Here is a 17750-nt window from a genome sequence, read left to right on the forward strand (position 1 = left end):
ATTAAAAACTTATATTGCCTAAACATTTTTTATTTATAACACCCTTATTCCCTAGTAGAAAGCTTTTAAAAATATAGTGCAAAACAAGGGGAAATAGAGTGAAAAACTTAGTAGAAAGTATTGTTTTTATTACCTAAAGTATGACGTAAGCTTTTTAAAAACAGGATACAAAATGCGCAATTCTGAACTAGACAATCTAAAATCATTCCTGACACAACTTCCAGATGAAGATCTTATCTGGGCACTATTTGTCTATCATCGCCCAAATATTGATAACAATCGCAGAATACGGGAGAGCAACGATGCTATAGAAAAAGACATAGCAAAACTGAACAGCCTAGATAAACTCAGGAACATAAGTAAATTTATAATTGATGAAATGAATAATAGTAGTGATGATGATATCTATTATTTTTTACGTGATTTAAAGGATTTTCAATCTAGAATCAAAATACATTCTTTTGACTTTAATAAAATTAAAGATAATCAAAGATTCTTACAATTTGCATGCAAAGTCTTGAATGAAAAAGAAGGAGATCGCTTAATTTTAGATATAAAAAATCTATACTTCCAGCTCCTTTATCTGGCTTATACAATCCCTTTTTATTATGAAAATTCTAGATCAATTGAAAATATATATTATCGATTTGACAAAATATATTCAAAATTCAACAGTCACTTTAAATCACCATGCTCTGATTTTTTTGTATGGGCTAAAAAGTATATTAATGAAAACTCAGAATTTAGAAAATACAGAAGAGATGCATCACATGCATCTGAATATGAGACTTTAATTAACTCAATATTTGATATTATCTATTATGAAGATGAAAATATTCACTATGCTCTAAGAAAAAAATTATATAACGCGTGGTATCAAAAAAAGCACCGTGAGGAGAAAAAGGTGAAAAAACCTAACTATTACGCATTAACTAAAAGAGCTAGAGAAGCGTTGCTTACATTAGCTTTCAAGAATGGTCTGTCCGAAGAGCAAATGATCGAAAGACTCATCAATGAAACCTATGCCAAAGAATGCTGTTCAGTCGATGGAGAAAACCTATATTTGTAAAAATAATCTTTCCACCAGTCACACCCAATCTAGTCCATTATATAACTAAGATTGGGTTTGTGCGTGCAGACCTAATGAAAATAGGTATCTTAATAAAATTTTATTGATTTAAGCTCATATTCACTTTGCTTAAAGCACTTTTAAACGGCTTTGTTGCACAAAGATTTCATAACTATATGATTTAAAAAGTTTTGATTATTTTTTGATCCAAAGTTAAATTTATTTAAATCAGATACTTACATATTTTTACAACAAAGCCTCGGTAGTGTAAAAATGACCCCCTAACGGCATTTAAAAACTGACCCCCTTGGTTAATATTGCGCTCGGTTATATGCCGAGCGAATTCTGTTCTGTGACACATGAGCAAGCTGCCGTTCAATGGGATCGGGATTAAACAAATTTAATTCGTTCACAACTGGACTGAATAGCGCTCTCAAACAGTGTTTGTTCATTCAACCTGTATAAATAAGCATGCTCTAATATTTTAAAGTTTAGCCTTAGCTGCTTGTAACTGCTTCTTGAAGAATGCATTAGAATTCGGATTATAGTAAAAATCATGAATAAAAACTCTTTCGTTCATTCCATACATTTTTTCTTCCACCAAGCACTCTATAGTTATACGTATAAGCCTGTAAATTTCATAGACACGATCATAGCAGTCAAATATAGTTTTTTCAGAGACAGAGAAACCAAATTCAGCTAATTTTTTTCTTGCGAGCTTGGCACATGAGATATCCGAGTCCACAATATATTGAGGGGACTCTTTGAATAATGGTTTATCGAGATTATTACCTTTCTTAAGTATCAAATGCCATGCACCGATTAAGGCAATCCAATTAGCCGAACTATCTGAGAAAATGGGATTATGTCCTAATCGCTCTTCAATATTTATTAGAAACTTCTTCAGATCATTCTTAGTCTTTAGCTTATAAAATCCATCATATTCAATCCCCTTTAATGACTTGGCCTTCCCCCTAGCCTTAATGGCAGCTGCTACTTTTTCATAATCCTCCAAATCATTTAAGTTAACAATTTGATCTTCGGAATAATACTCTGCAATTAAGTTATTTTTAAAAACGTCAAACTCTAGAAATAACATCGCCCTATAGAAAAGTTTATTTAAAAAACTCTCATTGATGACTTTATTCTTTTTTTGATATTTAGCTAATGTTAAAAAATTAAAATCTAGAAATTTACTAAGCACCCCTATAGTTATATTATCGTACTCAAAATATAGAACTTGACTTACAATTTTAAAAGCAGCAGCACTAGTAATTGACTGGATTGGAATTTGGATTAATACTTCATTTAAATCTTGCTTATAATGTTCTATTTGAAAACCCAATAACTCTATTTGTTGAATTAGGTAGGCACGATATTTTTCTTGCATTTTAAAATAGATATCATCTTTAATTAATTCACCCTTTCCAAAAGTTAACTCAAAATCTACTCCTATTAATAACAAATGTTTGTAATGTTCCATTATCAACGCGCCTTCAGACCTTCGATAAGCCAATAAATCAATAGCTGCTAATAACTGACTATATATACTTGACTTCTCTTCTGAGAAGCTCTGCATGGCTGCCACATCATGAAAATATAAATAATCTAATAGTCTGACTGTGCTGTTTTGAAAATCGTTAAGTTTTGGCATAAGTGTGTATTCTTAAAAAAGTTCCCCTTATTTCAGAATTATTACCCATTTCATCTCATTTACAATTATTTCAGTGAATTTTGTTAGCTATACCTTAGTTGTATGACTAAAGATTCAAGAATTAACTTTTAAAAGAGTAACCAAATGAACAAAGTACAAATGAATTTATCAGATTATTTATTCATGCAATTTAAAACCATGACTCCCACTCTTGAACAAGTGGCAGCCATGTATTACCCCCATCTAAGTAAAGCAAAAATATTAGAAAAAGCGAGAAAAAAGGAATTTCCATTTATTTGCTACAAGATAGATGAAAGTCAAAAATCACCATACTTAGTTGATATTTTTGACTTAGCTTTTGTTTTAGACAAACGTTACAACGAACAAGCTAAAGAGTATGAAATTTTTACGAAGTCAGCTCTAACGAATTCTCAAAATTAAGGGTCTGTTTTCTTCGTTTAACTGATACATACCTTTCCAAACTCCCCCATGAATCGTGCAAACTAATTTGCTGTATCTGGGGGATAGTGAAACCTTGCTCAGCTAAACGGGTACACCCTTCATGTCTCAAATCATGGAATTTTAAATCATCTATTCCAAGCAACTTACAAGCTTTTCTAAATTCACCACCTATTGTTTTTGGACTAAGAGGTATCAGATATTCATCGCCATAGCCTCTTTTCAACATTCTAGCTCTAACTTCCTGCTCCGATAAAAGCTCAATAATTTTTTTACACTGAGGTAATACATTAAACTCCTTATGATTACCTTTAGAGCCTGTTGGGTTTTTCAAATCACGTATTTTCCATGAGTTGTTATGAATGTCAAAATCACTTAATTCCATTCGAGTTATTTCCGCCTCACGTCTACATGAGTAAATTGCAAACCAAATAATCAAATGCATTGGATAACTGTAAGCAGGATTATTCCATTTATTGACAAAATACTTCGTCAATGCCGCCAACTCTTCATTCGTTGGAAGCCTATCTCTTTTTTGACTTGATGAAATTTGGCGTGTCTTTCTTAATTGTGCTGTTGCCTTATCGAAAGAATTTAGATCAATATCTATATCCCACATTACCGCTGCATGAGATAGCACCCCTCTAATATGTAAAAGCTCATGCTGGAGTGTACTAGATGCAACAGGAGCGAGTCCTAGATCTTCAATGCCTTTTTTGCGTAGAGCTACGTGTTCCGCAATATGAGTCGATTTAATTTTTGTGATAACATGCCGCGCGATTGGAAACTTCTGAATAAGTTTGAGTGAATATGTTTTAGTCCGTCCATACTCAGCTCCCACTTCCGCCAAATATTTCGAAATAGCGTTAGAAAGAGTTAGATCTATTACATCTTCTTGACCAAACAAAATTTCAGGATTTTCTTCTATTTCAGCTTCCCTTTTTGCTAACCAAATTGCTGCAACTTTCTTCGATCCAAATGTTTTACTTTCTTTATATATTGGTAAATCTTTTCGATTGATTCGAATTTCAGCACGATAGCGTATTGATCCATTGACTAACTTACGCTGCGTGATTGTACCCATTTTTACGCCTTATGATATTTTTACTTATTATGGCGTATTTATGGCGTAAATCAAATTTTAAAAAGAGCAAAAAAAGATGAAATAGATACAAATAAATTCAACACAACACTGATTCAATAGGTTGATTTTCAATGAGTATTTTATCAAAACCAAGCAAAACACAGAATCCTCGAATCAGTGTTGCCCCGATGATGGATTGGACTACCCGCGATTACCGTTTTTTTGCACGTTTATTTAACCCCAATATCATTCTGTATACTGAAATGGTGACCACAGGCGCGATTTTATTTGGTGATGCCAAGCGCCATTTAGATTACAGTAAGGAAGAACATCCTATTGTCTTGCAGTTGGGTGGTTCAAATCCGAAAGACCTTGCGACCTGCAGTAAAATGGCACAAGACTGGGGTTATGATGAAATCAACCTGAACGTTGGCTGCCCAAGTGATCGAGTACAAAACAATAAAATTGGTGCGTGTTTAATGGCAGAACCAGACTTGGTGGCAGAGTGTATTGCCGCCATGCGTCAAGCGGTTGATATTCCTGTGACCGTAAAACATCGGATCGGGATTGACGACATGCACTCTTATGCAGAGATGCTGCATTTTGTGGATACCGTGGCTCAAACAGGTTGCAATAACTTTATCGTGCATGCCCGAATTGCCTTATTACAAGGTTTATCGCCTAAAGAAAACCGCGAAGTACCACCGCTGCGTTATGAGGATGTGTATCGTCTAAAACAAGACCGCCCCGAATTGTTAATTGAAATTAATGGCGGAATTAAAACCTTGGCCGAAACCCAACAACACCTCCAGCATGTCGATGGGGTGATGATTGGTCGTGAAGCCTATCACAACCCATATTTACTGGCAGAGCTTGGGCAGTTGTGGGGGCTAGAATTGCCTGACCGTTTTGAGATTATGCAACGCATGTTGCCGTATATTGAACAACGTCTGCAACAAGGTGCGCCACTTTCCGTCATTACTCGCCATATTTTAGGTTTATTCCAAAACCTGCCAGGTGCACGTAAATGGCGTCAGGCACTAAGTGGCGGCAATGCCAAAACATTTGCCGATGTAGAGCAAGCATTGGTCAACATTCAAGCAGCAATGCAGCGTACGGAAGACTATTTAAAAGAGCAACAGCTACAACGACCTACTGAATAAAGTCATTGACGATGTACAAAATCAAAGAATTTTTTATAAGCCATGCCTCGCATGGCTTTAATTTATGTATTTTTAGCCTGTAAGGCATCTAACTTTTTCAACACTTCTGCAACAGCTACCATTGCAAAACTGGACGTGACCACCACTGCCGAACCATAGCCGCCACAGCGCAAGCCTGCGCTTGGGCATACATCGGCACTAGAAAATGGATTGTCGATGGAATACACACAGGTAATCCCAAACTTTTCTTTTGGCTTTTTACAAATACCTTTGCTGCGTAATTGGGCGCGCAATTTGGCCAACATTGGGTCTTGTTCGGTTTTAGATAAATCTGCCACCTGAATTTTCAACGGATCAAGTTTTCCACCTGCACCACCCGAAACAATCAGCGGAATCTTGTTAAAACGACAATGCAGCATCAAAGCCAGTTTAGCTTTTACGTCATCAATACAATCTAAAATTAAATCAGGTGCAGTCGCCAATAAGGCTTTGACGTTGTCTGGACTGAGGTAATCATCAACCAAATTAATTTTGATACGTGGATTAATAGAACGGCAACGCTCTGCCATGACATTAATTTTTTCATGCCCCAAAGTTGAGCTCATAGCAGGCAATTGACGGTTAATGTTAGATGCTGCGACCACATCCATATCCACCAATGTTAGTTCACCGATACCTGTACGTGCCAACGCCTCAACTGCCCAAGAGCCGACACCGCCAATTCCAATCACCATGACATGACTTTGGGCATAATGCTGAAAAGCACTGTCGCCATAAATCTTGGCCACACCCGCAAAACGGCGTTCATATTCATCATCTTGAAGAAGGTCTGTCATGCTGCAATCAAATTTAATTTCAAAGTGTGGGCATTTTACTGCGTTTCGCAGACTTCGTGTTGTTTCATCTAAAGTTTAGGCAGGTCTAATACTTGAACACTATTCTGCCAAAGCTGTGCGGCTAAAGTCTGCGGTGCAATATCTAAACAATCCGCCAAACCTTCAAGCACATAAATCAGGTTCGCAGGGGTATTTCGGGTTCGTGATTGAGTATCTGTCTGACAACATAAAGGCGTCATATCGGGACAGTCGGTTTCCAAAACCAAATGTTCAGCACCAATTTCCTGCACAACACGGCGCAGTTTTTTTGCATTGGGATTGGTAATCTGCCCTGTCACACCAATTTTAAAACCCAATTTGATCAGTGCTTTGGCTTCTTCCACCCCACCGCTAAAAGCATGTGCGATGCCACCAAACTGAAATTGTTGCTGTTTGAGTGTTTTTAAGGTTTCGGCATGGGCCTTACGAATATGTAGCAGTACAGGTTTATGTCGATGGCGTGCGATTTCCAATTGTGCAGCAAAAAAATCTTGCTGCTTTTGAAACGCTTCAGGCTGTTTATGTTCAGCCAAAAAGGTATCTAAGCCAATTTCACCCACAGCGACACAATGCTGTTGTTGCAAAAACTGTTCTAAATCTTGTAGATGTTGGTCTTGATGCTGTTCGATATAAAAAGGATGCAAGCCTGGTGCAAGATGACTTTGTGGCACATGCTCAAGTTGGTTTAAAAACTGTTGTGTAGCGATTAAATCTTGAAAACGTGATTGTACAAAGCCAATCAGTACCAAATGTTCTACGCCCGCCACCTTTGCCGCATACGCCAATTGTTCCCGATCTGAGTCAAAATCAGGTACATCAAAATGGGTATGCGTATCAAACAGCGCAATGATCATCTTAAGACTTCGCTTTGGTTGTTGTGTTTGCTGCACTTACTTCGGCAGGTTTTGCGGTTGCTTCAGAGGCTGCTTCTGTTACAGGCAAATACGCAGCTTTTAAAATTCCCTGCAGTTCTGCATACGGAATGGTTAAGCGCGGTAAACCAACGACATAAGGGCCGATTTCATATTCTGCATATTGCAAAATTAACCCCTGTTGACCTAAATAGTAATTTTCCGACAGCTTAAATTTCCACGCTTGTTCATATTCTTGCACATTGGTGGAAAGTTCAGATGTGATGACCCATTGTTTAAATGCTTCGTAGGCTTTGCGCTCCAATTGTGGACGCTGCTTCTCTAACAGAATGTCATTTAACAATACTAATTTTTTCTGTTCTAAATCAAAATTATAGTATTGCTGTGCCGATGCACCATGCGCTCCGCCCAAATAACTACTGCTATTCAGTACCACGGTTGCCAAAGGCTGATCTGCATTCAAAATTTTAGGCTTAATCATCAAACTGATTTTATGATTTGAGCTTAAAGCTTTCAGTTCCTGATCAAGTACCAAAAAGCTTTGCACATAAGGCACAGTTTGTTTTTCTAATTTTTGCGCCAAAGTTTCCACTTGTGCAATGGCTGCTGCAGTGGGGTTGCTGGCAGGTGCATCTGCAGCACTGGCTGCTGTATTTTCACTGGCTGCATTCTCAACTGCTATAGCCTCAGAAGCCGCCTGCTGTGGTGCAATTTCTAAAATTTGTGCCAATTCTTGAATAATTTTCTGATCAATAAAATGGTCGATAAAGGCCTGATTACTATTCAAACGCTCAATTGAAATTTCAGGGCAGTTATTCCCTTCACATTTAGGCAACGACAAATTCAGTTTTTCAGTATCCCCGACCAGTTTTAAGCTTTGTTGTTCCGCCTGCGTCTGCTCTGGCTCGACTGTTTCTGGTTCGGTTTTCTTTGGCTGACATGCAGTAATCCCTAGCGTTGTAATTAAAATACTGATCGCCAAAATACTTTTATTTTTCAACATGAATCCAACCTTGATTTCATCTATTTTTGCTTGTCACCGTACTCACCTACTAAAACATAGATGGATAGATGTCTGCTTTTAAAACTTGTTGTGTTTGTGCTTTGCTTAGGTAAATATCTAACTGCGTGCCATCTTTGACAATTTCATGGGTGCGATAATGCAATCCTAAGCCCTGATCATCAAAAAACCAATCTGCCTGCCCCCAGTATAATTTGGCAGGTGCTGCTTTTTGCACGTCACTGCTTTGTGTTTTGAGCCAATCCTGATAGGCCTGCTGTACAAAAGTATTCATACGGGTTTGTTGTTTGGCATCAATCACATCTAAAACAGACAAGGCTTTTTGCTGCTTCCGATCTGCCACAAAGAAATAATAGCGTTCTTTGACCTGCGTGCCTTCCTGTTTGCTATCTACCCCGACTTGCAACAAAACATATTGATTGCGTTGATATGCCATACGGGTGTACATCGCCAATTCATAAGCTTTATTTTGATCTAATTGTGCCTGCCAAGCATCGGATTTTTTCACATAGGCATCTACGGCTTGCTGCAAACTCATGTTTTGTTTTAAGCCAATTTGATCTTGAATCACCATGGCCTGATTTTTTGCAATCCAACTGTTGAGCCATGTATCTTGGGTATTTAAAGTTTGTACCTCTAATTCAATGCAGTTTTTATTTTCACAAAATGGCAAGGCAATTTCTGCTGCCTGTTGCTTGATATTCAAATACGGTAAAACATCCGCTTGATCTTTCTGAAAAATAGACGTTTGCTCATCTGAGTTTTGATCTTGTTTAGATGAGTCACAGGCGCTAAGCAAAACCATCCCGCTCAAAATTGCACCCAGATAAACCGATTTTTGCTGCATGATTTCCCCAATTCACTTATCAAAAATAATCTTTAATCTTTTACCGCCCCCATAATAAAACAGCTTCCTAAAGAAGCTGTTTTAATTTTGAAACTTTTAGGCATGCCGAACATTCATCTGCGCTACGCTGATTGCATCTGCCAGATTAAGCATCATCAACCTGAGGCTTAGTGCTCGCGTGTATTTCTAAACTCAATGTCAGGGTAACGCTCTTGCATTAACTGTAAATTCACACGACTTGGCGCGAGATAAGTTAAGTGACCACCACCATCGACAGACAACTGATCGTGGGCTTTTTTCTTAAACTCGTTAAACTTTTTCTCATCGGCACAAGACACCCAGCGTACCGTGTTGATGCTGACAGGCTCGTAAATACAATCGACTTTGTATTCTTCTTTCAGGCGATAGGCGACGACTTCAAACTGTAGCACACCAACAGCACCTACGATTAAATCATTGCTGTTTTGTGGCATAAAGACTTGCGTTGCACCTTCTTCTGAAAGCTCTTTAAGGCCTTTTTGCAGCTGTTTGGACTTCAATGGGTCTTTCAAGCGTACACGACGGAACATTTCAGGTGCGAAGTGCGGAATCCCTGTAAATTGCAACTTTTCACCCGAAGTGAAGGTATCGCCAATTTGAATCGTCCCGTGGTTATGTAGACCAATAATGTCGCCCGGCCAAGCTTCTTCGAGGTGCTGACGGTCACCTGCCAAGAAGGTCAAGGCATCGCTGATACGTACATCTTTATCAATACGCACATGCTTCATTTTTAAGCCTTTTTCATACTTGCCTGAACAGATTCGCATGAAAGCAATACGGTCACGGTGCTTCGGATCCATATTGGCCTGAATTTTAAAAACAAAACCACTAAAGCCTTCTTCATTGGCTTCTACAATACGGTCTTGCGTTGGATGTGCTTTTGGCGGCGGCGCATATTCACTGAATGCATTCAATACATGATCTACACCGAAGTTACCCAAAGCCGTACCAAACAGCACTGGTGTTTGACGACCCGCTAAAAACTCGTCACGGTCTAAAGGCTCATTCGCCATTTGTACCAATTCAAGTGATTCTTCAAATGCCGCCCATGCCAATTCACCTACTTTTTCACGTAGGTCTGCATGGTTATAGCCATCGCGTACTTCAATTTCAGGAATGGTTGACCCAAAACCTGATTTGTACACATAAAATTTTTCTTCGATGAGGTTAAACACCCCTGCGAAATCACGCCCTGTACCCATTGGCCAAGTAATTGGCACACACTTAATTTTGAGGACATTTTCAATTTCATCCAACAACTCTAGTGGCTCACGAATTTCGCGGTCCATTTTGTTGACGAATGAAATGATGGGTGTGTCACGCATACGACACACATCCATTAATTTAATGGTACGGTCTTCGACACCTTTCGCACCATCAATCACCATCAGTGCAGAGTCCACCGCAGTTAGAGTGCGGTAAGTATCTTCAGAGAAATCTTCGTGCCCTGGGGTATCGAGCAGGTTAATCATTTTGTCTTTATACGGGAATTGCATCACCGAAGTTGTAATGGAAATACCACGTTCTTTTTCCATTTCCATCCAGTCAGATGTTGCGCCACGATCTGACTTACGGCTTTTTACCATCCCTGCAACTTGAATGGCTTGCCCCCATAACAGCAGTTTTTCTGTCATGGTGGTTTTACCAGCATCGGGGTGGGAAATAATAGCAAAGGTTCTACGAGCCTTTACCTCTCTAGCTAATTGATCTTTAAACATGAGAAAAATCTACAATATGTACACAGTTATGTACACATTTCTAAATATGTACTAAAACTGAAAAAGTGGGAATTCAAAATTGGCGCAATTGTAGCAGATTTAAACTCGCTATATTCAAGTCTTGTCTATTGAAGAATCTAGATCCTATTACTGAAAGTAAGTTAAACCATTTGTATAATTTTTTCTTTTAAGCGTGTACAAAAATCTAAACACTCATTCCTCATCGACAGATTAAATTCTAAATCACATTCAGTAATTTTAAAGAATACAACATGAAAAGGAATATCCACACCATGTTGTTTTATATTAGTAGAAATTACTCCATTAGTACTGTCTAAATGAAGTGATGCCCATCTTTTCTGTGATATTGGATATATAAAGCCACATCCTTTGATTTTCGCCTCATTAGCGTATTGACCTATGTAAGTATGGAGCTGAAATAGATCCTCTCGACCTACGCCAAATTTACTATCGAAAGTTTTATATTTAACATCAAATATATAAAGACCTTCAGCACTTTCCAGAACAAGATCTGGCTCTAATTTCCTCATATATCCAGTATTGATACCTGCTGATATTTTATGAATTTGCGCATATTTACTACGCACAATTATTCCTGCTCTTTTTATTAACTTACGAATAAAATATTCAAAAAGCATAGATACATCAAATAGAAATGAGCTCGATGCTTCATCTGAACTAAAATCCGAACTTTTTTGACTTATGATTTTCTTAGATAAATCTATAAGAACGTTGTAATCATTATAAAATGGATTTGTGAAATATTGCGTTCGCAAAATCTCCTTCCTTGTCCTTTTTACTCCCTTGTTAGCAATAAGAAATGCGTTATAGATATTTCTCGTATGCTGACAAAATGAGTAATGTTCTATCATTTCGTAAGTAGCAAGGAAAAGTGAAGCTGCTGGGTTTTCGTAGCTATGCTCTCTATAACTACATAAGTTTTTCCCTAATGTCTTATTATTAAAATAATCAACAACATCTATCTTCCCACGCACTCGCCCTAACTTCTCATTCTTTGTTATATACGTTTTAGGAAGTCCTAAGCGATATGCCCGCTTAAATTTAATATTCCAAAGATATGCGAGGAGCCATTCATAACCATCCCCATTAATTTGTCCACCCAAATTCTCTAACTCAAGAAAACCGTCAGCATCAGCAATAATAAACCTTAAAAAATTATCTCCGAATCGGGAACTAATCTTCAGTGAATATTTCCCCTGTTTTATAAAGCCAATAAGATTTCCTGTCGTAAGAGTAAAATTAGCTACATTAACACCGCTAACTCTTAATAAAGTATCATCCGTATTGTGCTCATATTCACTGTCATTAAATAGAACCAATGCATTAGCACCTCGCTTCACTAAGGCTTCATTGACATTAGTAGATATCTCATTAATGAACCGCCAAATTGCTTGGTCATTATTATAGGGGTAGGACCATTGTCCATTAGCCCTTTTATTTAGATTAATTGGCGCATCTAATCGTCGGTTGTGTAAAACTCCATCTTGAACCATATAAGTTTGATTATCGACTAGAGTTCCATTTTTAATGACATCAAAGAGCCACATATTAGACCCCAAAAGATTTACTAAAGGATCTAATCAACTCTGCTTCTTCGCCTGTACCACGTAAATATTCTTGCAACAATGGTCTGATACTATCTTCCCAAATCGAAGCTTTCACCTCAGTTAAGCTTAAACTTTTGGGGTATTTCAAATTCATCAAATAAGCATGCCCAATCTGATACTCGTGACCGAGCAAAGCTTGTTTTTCTATCTCTTCATTAAGCTTCTCAAGACTAATGGCTAGTTCAATCCATTTAGCACAATGCTCTGAAAGATAGTATTTCAACAAGCTTATATCTGGACTCACTTCTTGCCAAGAGAACCTGCGACGAAGAGCAAAGTCAAAACTTTCCACACTTCTATCAATCGTATTCATTGTGCCAATTAAATATATATTGGTGGGAATGAAAAATTGATAAGTCTGGCCTAATTCCAGCATCCCTGTTTTATTCGTATTCAGGTTAGCATATTGTGTTTTAACGCATCCCCTAACACCACGATATTCCAAGCAGTACATTAACTCGCCAAAAACACGAGATAATTCCGCACGATTGATTTCATCAATAATAAAAAAGAATGGAGGGATAGCATTAGAAACTAATTTAGTTTGGTCCTCTAATCTAAAGATATAGTCCCAATATGAATTACTGAGTTGATCTTTATAAGGATGTAAATCAAGGATTTTTATCTCATCCCATTCTTTATCTAGATGCAAATTAAATACATCAATTTCCCATTTACCAGCCTTTAAACAAAACTCTTTAAAAATCCCATTCTGTAATGTTAATTGGGCTTGTCCATTCTCATCTAAAATAGGGCGTAGTCCTTCAATGAAATCCTCATAGCTGAAAGACGGATGGAATTGCACTAACTCAATCTGACCTTGATGAGTAAAATCAGTATCAGGAGCAAACTCCTCTTTCCAAATATCAAACAAAAGTGAAGTTTGCTGACGAGCCTGAAAAGTCTTACCTGTTCCAGGAGCACCGTATTTAATAATTTGTTTTTTTAAACTGAATGGGTTTGACAAATTTTCATAGAGCTCCCAAACAAACTGACTTAAATAAAATTCGTCTGTTTCTTGATTCTGAATCTCTTCACTGAATACCTGTTTCAAAATTTTCATCAAAAATTGATTTTTTGAAAACCAATCTTGAGCTTCACTATCTGGATAAATTGGAATAATTTTTTCACGCATTAACCAGTTGAAGACTTGATTAAATTTACCTGAGTCTACCGTTGTAGAAACGTCAAGTGTGCATGCCGCAACAACTCGATTTATGAGTACTGGATTATTCGATTTACCTTGGTCAGACCAAGTCTTTTTAAAAACTTGATAAGTTTCAAAATTAGGATTAACAATCAAGCTTTCTAGATCTGATAAAAATTGTCTGTTTTTTATAAAATCTATAAAGTTTTGATTACTCAAAACTGATTGCCCACGAGAAGCAATTCCATTATCTAAGTTATAAAGAAGCTCACGTAAAAAACTCTCATCATGATTTGATAAGCCCTCTCCACTTTTTATTCTTTCACGAATTTTTTCGACCTTACTATAAAAATTTTTATATGCTTTATTCCACCCTTGAACCTCATGTTTTCTATTTTCTATTAAAAGCTTATAAAGGTTTTTTAATCTGATCGACATACCGTATCCTTTTCTAAATTACCTTACTTCGAAATTTTTTTTAAAATATAGCCTTGCTCTTGAACAAAGTGGCTCTCACAAATATTCTCTTCAATTAACTGATTTAGCACTTGTTCTGCTTGAGTATGTCCAATTAAAAACTTACGTTGTAAACTCGATACCGAAACGACACCTACTTCCTCTATGAATAATTTGGCACGTTCAAAAAGATCGTCTGATTGCATAATTCCCCCATTCTCAATGAATTAAATTTTTGCTCGTACTAAGATCATGCTGACATTGTCATACGCCTGTTTCGAATCTAATGACGCTTTCATGTCGAGTAACCATGCTCGAAGTTCCATATCTACTTTTAAAGCAGGCCATTCCGTACACTCCATCACATCATGCACACCATCGGTACAAACTAATAAGGCATCATTCTCAGTCAAATATTCTTCTGTTGTTGTAAAATCCATCACTTCATGCAAAGGATCAGCACAAAAGTATTGTAATAATGCACCATAAATACTGGCATAGTTTCCCCCTTCTTTTATCTCGCCATTTTCTCTTAACTGTTCAAGATAATTATGATCTCTCGTCAGGCAGTGCCACTTTTGATCATGCTGGCTAAACAAATATACTCGACTATCCCCAATATGTTGAATTGTCACAAAACCTTGTTCGCCATTATTTTGAATGAGTGCAAGTGTTGAACTGGCTCCAAAACTATTTTTTTGATGTGCTAATTGATCAACAAGATACTGCTGAATGGTAAATGCTTGACAAGTTTCTATTTTTTTATTTTGCATTAAAGCATTTAAAACTGTATAGGCTGCTTGCTCAGCTACTGGACTATTGCTAATCCCATCCGCTACAGCAACACACCACTGTTCTTTTTCAGAATGGCTATATAGTTTAGTGATGAGTCCATCATGTTGAATAACTTTATTTTCAATCAAAATGGCATCTTGTTGATACTTTGACCTCGCCTTCCATGTCAGACCTTGCATTTCAAAAGTACTCATCACATTGATCTCAAACTTAATAGTAATTTTTTTACCAAAACCCGATAACACAATCAAGAAAAATTTTATATAAGTTACTGATTAATAATTAATTATTTAATTTAAAAACTTACTTTACGCTTTTTAATTCTCATTCATGTCTAACTGTTTAAGTAAAAATGTAACAAAATATTTTTCAAGCTAAATCATGATTTAAGACGATACCTTTGCTTAGGGCTTTTCGGCTTATCTGGAATAGTACGCTCAATCAAATCTGCTTCTATTGCAGGATTTAAGTAATTCTTTTGGAACGTTGCTCGATGCGTTAATCCAACCAATTGCATCAATTCAGCTAAAGTATAATCTTCTTGCTTCATTGCCGAAAGTAAACGCTGAACTTGGTCGCTCACTTGAGCGGTAGCATGATCGCTATCTTGAGCGGTATCAGTTGAACTAAGAATGGCATCTAAAATCATCTGTAAGATGAATTCTATAAATGGGGCTGAATCTGTTCGGTCTGTACTTGCTTGCAACGCTTCGTAATAAGCTTTTTGATTTTGGTAAATCAAGCTTTCAACTGGAATATTGGCAAAGATTGGATTCCATCTACTTAAAATCAATGTCTGCCACAACCTCCCCATTCGACCATTACCATCTGCGAATGGATGAATAAACTCAAACTCATAATGGAATACTGAACTTTGAATCAGTGGATGTATATCGCTGTCATTCAACCAATTAAGTAAATCAGCCATCAAACGGTTAATCTGATTCGCAGGTGGAGCCATATGCACTACTCGATCACCTGACATTACACCGACACCACCATGACGATACTGACCGACTTCATCAATTAAGCCTGTCATTAAAATTTGGTGCGCTTGTAATAGGTCTTTTTCTTGGCTTGGTTGCCACTGCTGAAATGCTTCATAGGCTTTAATGGCATTACGTACTTCCTGAACTTCTTTCGGAGGTGCAATCACAGTCTTACCATTTAGAATCGCCGTGATTTGTTCTGTACTTAACGTATTCCCCTCTATTGCAAGAGAACCTTGAATAGTACGGATACGATTGGCTTTTCTGAGTTTTAAGCTGTCCTGAATTTCCTCTAAAACAGTCAAACGCCCTATATTTTCACTGATCTGAGCAATCAGATGAATGATTTTTGAGGTGATGGTATAAGGCGGTTGGTATTTCATAATAGACCTACTTTGGTAAATTTATTTTTGAATGAAGTTCACAGCTTTCACCCCAAGCAATTAAGCGTCCTTCAAACTCAGGAACTAAAAATTCAATAAATTGATTTAAATCATGTTTATAAATTTTAAACTCTTCTGGCTGTTGAACATATTTTTTATAACGCTCTTTCCATTTACCCGAACTATCTCTCTCGTTTAATAAATCGGGTTTGCCTGTTACTTTTAAAGTAAGCATCAAATGCTTAATGTAAGCTGGATGATGTTCCATCAAGTTATGAGCTACACTCACCATATCATTAATATTGTTACCTACAACGTAACCAAATTTTGCACTTAAAATTGAGTTGACCACTGTTTTATAGGGTGCATGTAAAATGTATTTAGGTGTACTAATACCCATTAGCTCAAGCTCTTTACGGATGGAAAACCACTGAAAGTTGAATTGACTATCGGTAAGGTAATGAGTTTTTATCCATAGTTTAGTAAACTCGACCAATAATTCAGATTTAGTTTTTGATGGAACTTTTGTATCAAGATCAACCTGTTCTAGTGATTCGATATATTTCTGAACTTTTAGTTTATCTTTTTGATTCTTACTCTCTTGTAAATAACTATGACGTAAGCCTAATTTTTGCTTTAGCTTTTGATATTCAGCTTCATAATCAAAAAAGTATATTTGCTTTGTAGCTTCGTTCTGGACTAAGTTTTGGAATTCGACGAACTCAGTATTCCACTGATTAATGATTTGATTATTCTTTATTTCAGGCTTTAAATAATGACACTCTAAAGTAAAAACTTTTGTTTTAATTGATTGAGCGACTGTAGAATCATTCACTACAAAGGCATTTGCATTATTGTTGTAGTAAATATCTTGCATTGACTGCTTCTTCGCTTTTTCTGTTGGTTCAAAATGATTAAAAATCCACAGTAAGCAAGCATTGTTATCTTGATAAAAAATCTTACGATCAATAATCACATTCAAAAAAGTTGTAGAAAGTTGTCCTTCAAAAACAACTAATTGCTTTTTATATAATGAAGATACATCTGGTCTACGCCATTGCTTTAGATCAATACTTTTACGAACTTGCTCAATATGAATATCACTAAAAGCTTCATCTACTTGAAGGCTTTTATATATGTTCTCTTTCAGCAATTTATGTTGTTGAGTTTCTTTCGCAATTTGATACTTTAGAGCAGTTTTTTCTTGCTCTGATAACTGTTTGATATGCTTTACAGGACATTGGAAGTTTGGATTATTTTCCAACTCAGGAATATGTTTAAAAAAAAATGTTGCCGAGGAATTGATCTCCATGTGATCTGTACGTCTGGCAAGGGTCACTGGGGATTGGCACCAAGCGCAAGTAAAATGAGGCTTGTTTTTATCCCGTTTATATCGCTCCCTTATTTGACTACGCCATTGAGTCAGCTCCATTTCAGACTGTTGAAAGAATACATTCACATCAATCCACATATTTTGATCTTTATCAACAATATGAACCAACTTCATGTATCCCCTCAACTTGCTTATCA

16 protein-coding genes and 1 pseudogene are annotated in these 17750 nt (G+C 36.8%); 3 read left to right on the plus strand and 14 right to left on the minus strand.

The window, feature by feature from the left end; all coding sequences use genetic code 11:
- The first annotated feature begins 172 nt into the window (after positions 1-172).
- Positions 173-1069 (plus strand): hypothetical protein, encoded by an 897-nt coding sequence (locus tag FTV43_RS05645; protein ID WP_179995071.1) that lies wholly within the window; start codon positions 173-175, stop codon positions 1067-1069.
- Positions 1070-1380: 311 nt separating this feature from the next.
- Here the strand turns inward: FTV43_RS05645 and FTV43_RS15980 are convergent.
- Positions 1381-1503, minus strand: a pseudogene (locus FTV43_RS15980) (integrase); the annotation flags it as partial.
- Between the two features lie 50 nt (positions 1504-1553).
- Positions 1554-2723, minus strand: a complete 1170-nt coding sequence (locus tag FTV43_RS05650) for a hypothetical protein (RefSeq protein WP_257224092.1) — start codon at positions 2721-2723, stop codon at positions 1554-1556.
- A 144-nt stretch (positions 2724-2867) separates the two neighbouring features.
- Here FTV43_RS05650 and FTV43_RS05655 point away from each other — a divergent pair, with 144 nt between their 5' ends.
- The gene (locus FTV43_RS05655; protein ID WP_004281614.1) at positions 2868-3164 is read left to right on the plus strand and encodes a pyocin activator PrtN family protein; all 297 of its coding nucleotides are present in this window, start codon (positions 2868-2870) and stop codon (positions 3162-3164) included.
- Here the strand turns inward: FTV43_RS05655 and xerC are convergent.
- A complete protein-coding gene (xerC, locus tag FTV43_RS05660; protein WP_004281613.1) occupies positions 3130-4266 on the minus strand; it encodes a tyrosine recombinase XerC in 1137 nt (378 codons plus the stop codon). The genes FTV43_RS05655 and xerC overlap by 35 nt on opposite strands.
- 131 nt (positions 4267-4397) lie before the next feature.
- Between xerC and dusA the strand changes: the two genes are divergently transcribed.
- Positions 4398-5429 carry a tRNA dihydrouridine(20/20a) synthase DusA gene (gene dusA / locus FTV43_RS05665; RefSeq protein ID WP_179995072.1) on the plus strand — a complete coding sequence of 344 codons (1032 nt, stop codon included), beginning with the start codon at positions 4398-4400 and terminating at the stop codon, positions 5427-5429.
- A gap of 62 nt (positions 5430-5491) precedes the next feature.
- On the opposite strand, the gene FTV43_RS05670 is transcribed toward dusA, so the two are convergent.
- The 11 genes from FTV43_RS05670 to FTV43_RS05720 all read right to left on the minus strand — a co-directional run bounded on the left by FTV43_RS05670 (position 5492) and on the right by FTV43_RS05720 (position 17727).
- A complete protein-coding gene (locus FTV43_RS05670) occupies positions 5492-6265 on the minus strand; it encodes a ThiF family adenylyltransferase (RefSeq protein WP_179995073.1) in 774 nt (257 codons plus the stop codon).
- A gap of 68 nt (positions 6266-6333) precedes the next feature.
- A complete protein-coding gene (locus FTV43_RS05675; protein WP_179995074.1) occupies positions 6334-7158 on the minus strand; it encodes a TatD family hydrolase in 825 nt (274 codons plus the stop codon).
- Position 7159: 1 nt separating this feature from the next.
- Positions 7160-8179, minus strand: coding sequence for an RsiV family protein (locus FTV43_RS05680; protein ID WP_178868208.1), 1020 nt, complete (start codon positions 8177-8179; stop codon positions 7160-7162).
- A gap of 49 nt (positions 8180-8228) precedes the next feature.
- Positions 8229-9044, minus strand: a complete 816-nt coding sequence (locus FTV43_RS05685) for a hypothetical protein (protein WP_096901395.1) — start codon at positions 9042-9044, stop codon at positions 8229-8231.
- Positions 9045-9211: 167 nt separating this feature from the next.
- Complete coding sequence (locus tag FTV43_RS05690) at positions 9212-10801, minus strand: peptide chain release factor 3 (protein WP_179995075.1); 1590 nt, start codon at positions 10799-10801, stop codon at positions 9212-9214.
- A gap of 161 nt (positions 10802-10962) precedes the next feature.
- Complete coding sequence (locus tag FTV43_RS05695; RefSeq protein ID WP_020752793.1) at positions 10963-12390, minus strand: McrBC 5-methylcytosine restriction system component; 1428 nt, start codon at positions 12388-12390, stop codon at positions 10963-10965.
- Position 12391: 1 nt separating this feature from the next.
- A complete protein-coding gene (locus FTV43_RS05700; protein WP_179995076.1) occupies positions 12392-14035 on the minus strand; it encodes an McrB family protein in 1644 nt (547 codons plus the stop codon).
- Positions 14036-14058: 23 nt separating this feature from the next.
- On the minus strand, positions 14059-14259 hold the full coding sequence (locus tag FTV43_RS05705; protein WP_004842512.1) for a DNA translocase FtsK: 201 nt from the start codon (positions 14257-14259) through the stop codon (positions 14059-14061).
- Between the two features lie 21 nt (positions 14260-14280).
- The gene (locus tag FTV43_RS05710; RefSeq protein WP_004842513.1) at positions 14281-15042 is read right to left on the minus strand and encodes a PP2C family serine/threonine-protein phosphatase; all 762 of its coding nucleotides are present in this window, start codon (positions 15040-15042) and stop codon (positions 14281-14283) included.
- A gap of 185 nt (positions 15043-15227) precedes the next feature.
- The gene (locus tag FTV43_RS05715) at positions 15228-16220 is read right to left on the minus strand and encodes a Fic family protein (protein ID WP_179995077.1); all 993 of its coding nucleotides are present in this window, start codon (positions 16218-16220) and stop codon (positions 15228-15230) included.
- Between the two features lie 7 nt (positions 16221-16227).
- On the minus strand, positions 16228-17727 hold the full coding sequence (locus FTV43_RS05720; RefSeq protein ID WP_026444247.1) for a DUF6035 family protein: 1500 nt from the start codon (positions 17725-17727) through the stop codon (positions 16228-16230).
- Positions 17728-17750 lie beyond the last annotated feature (23 nt).

It is taken from the genome of Acinetobacter sp. YH16053 (genome assembly GCF_013417035.1).
In the GTDB taxonomy this organism is placed as follows: Bacteria; Pseudomonadota; Gammaproteobacteria; order Pseudomonadales; family Moraxellaceae; genus Acinetobacter; species Acinetobacter towneri.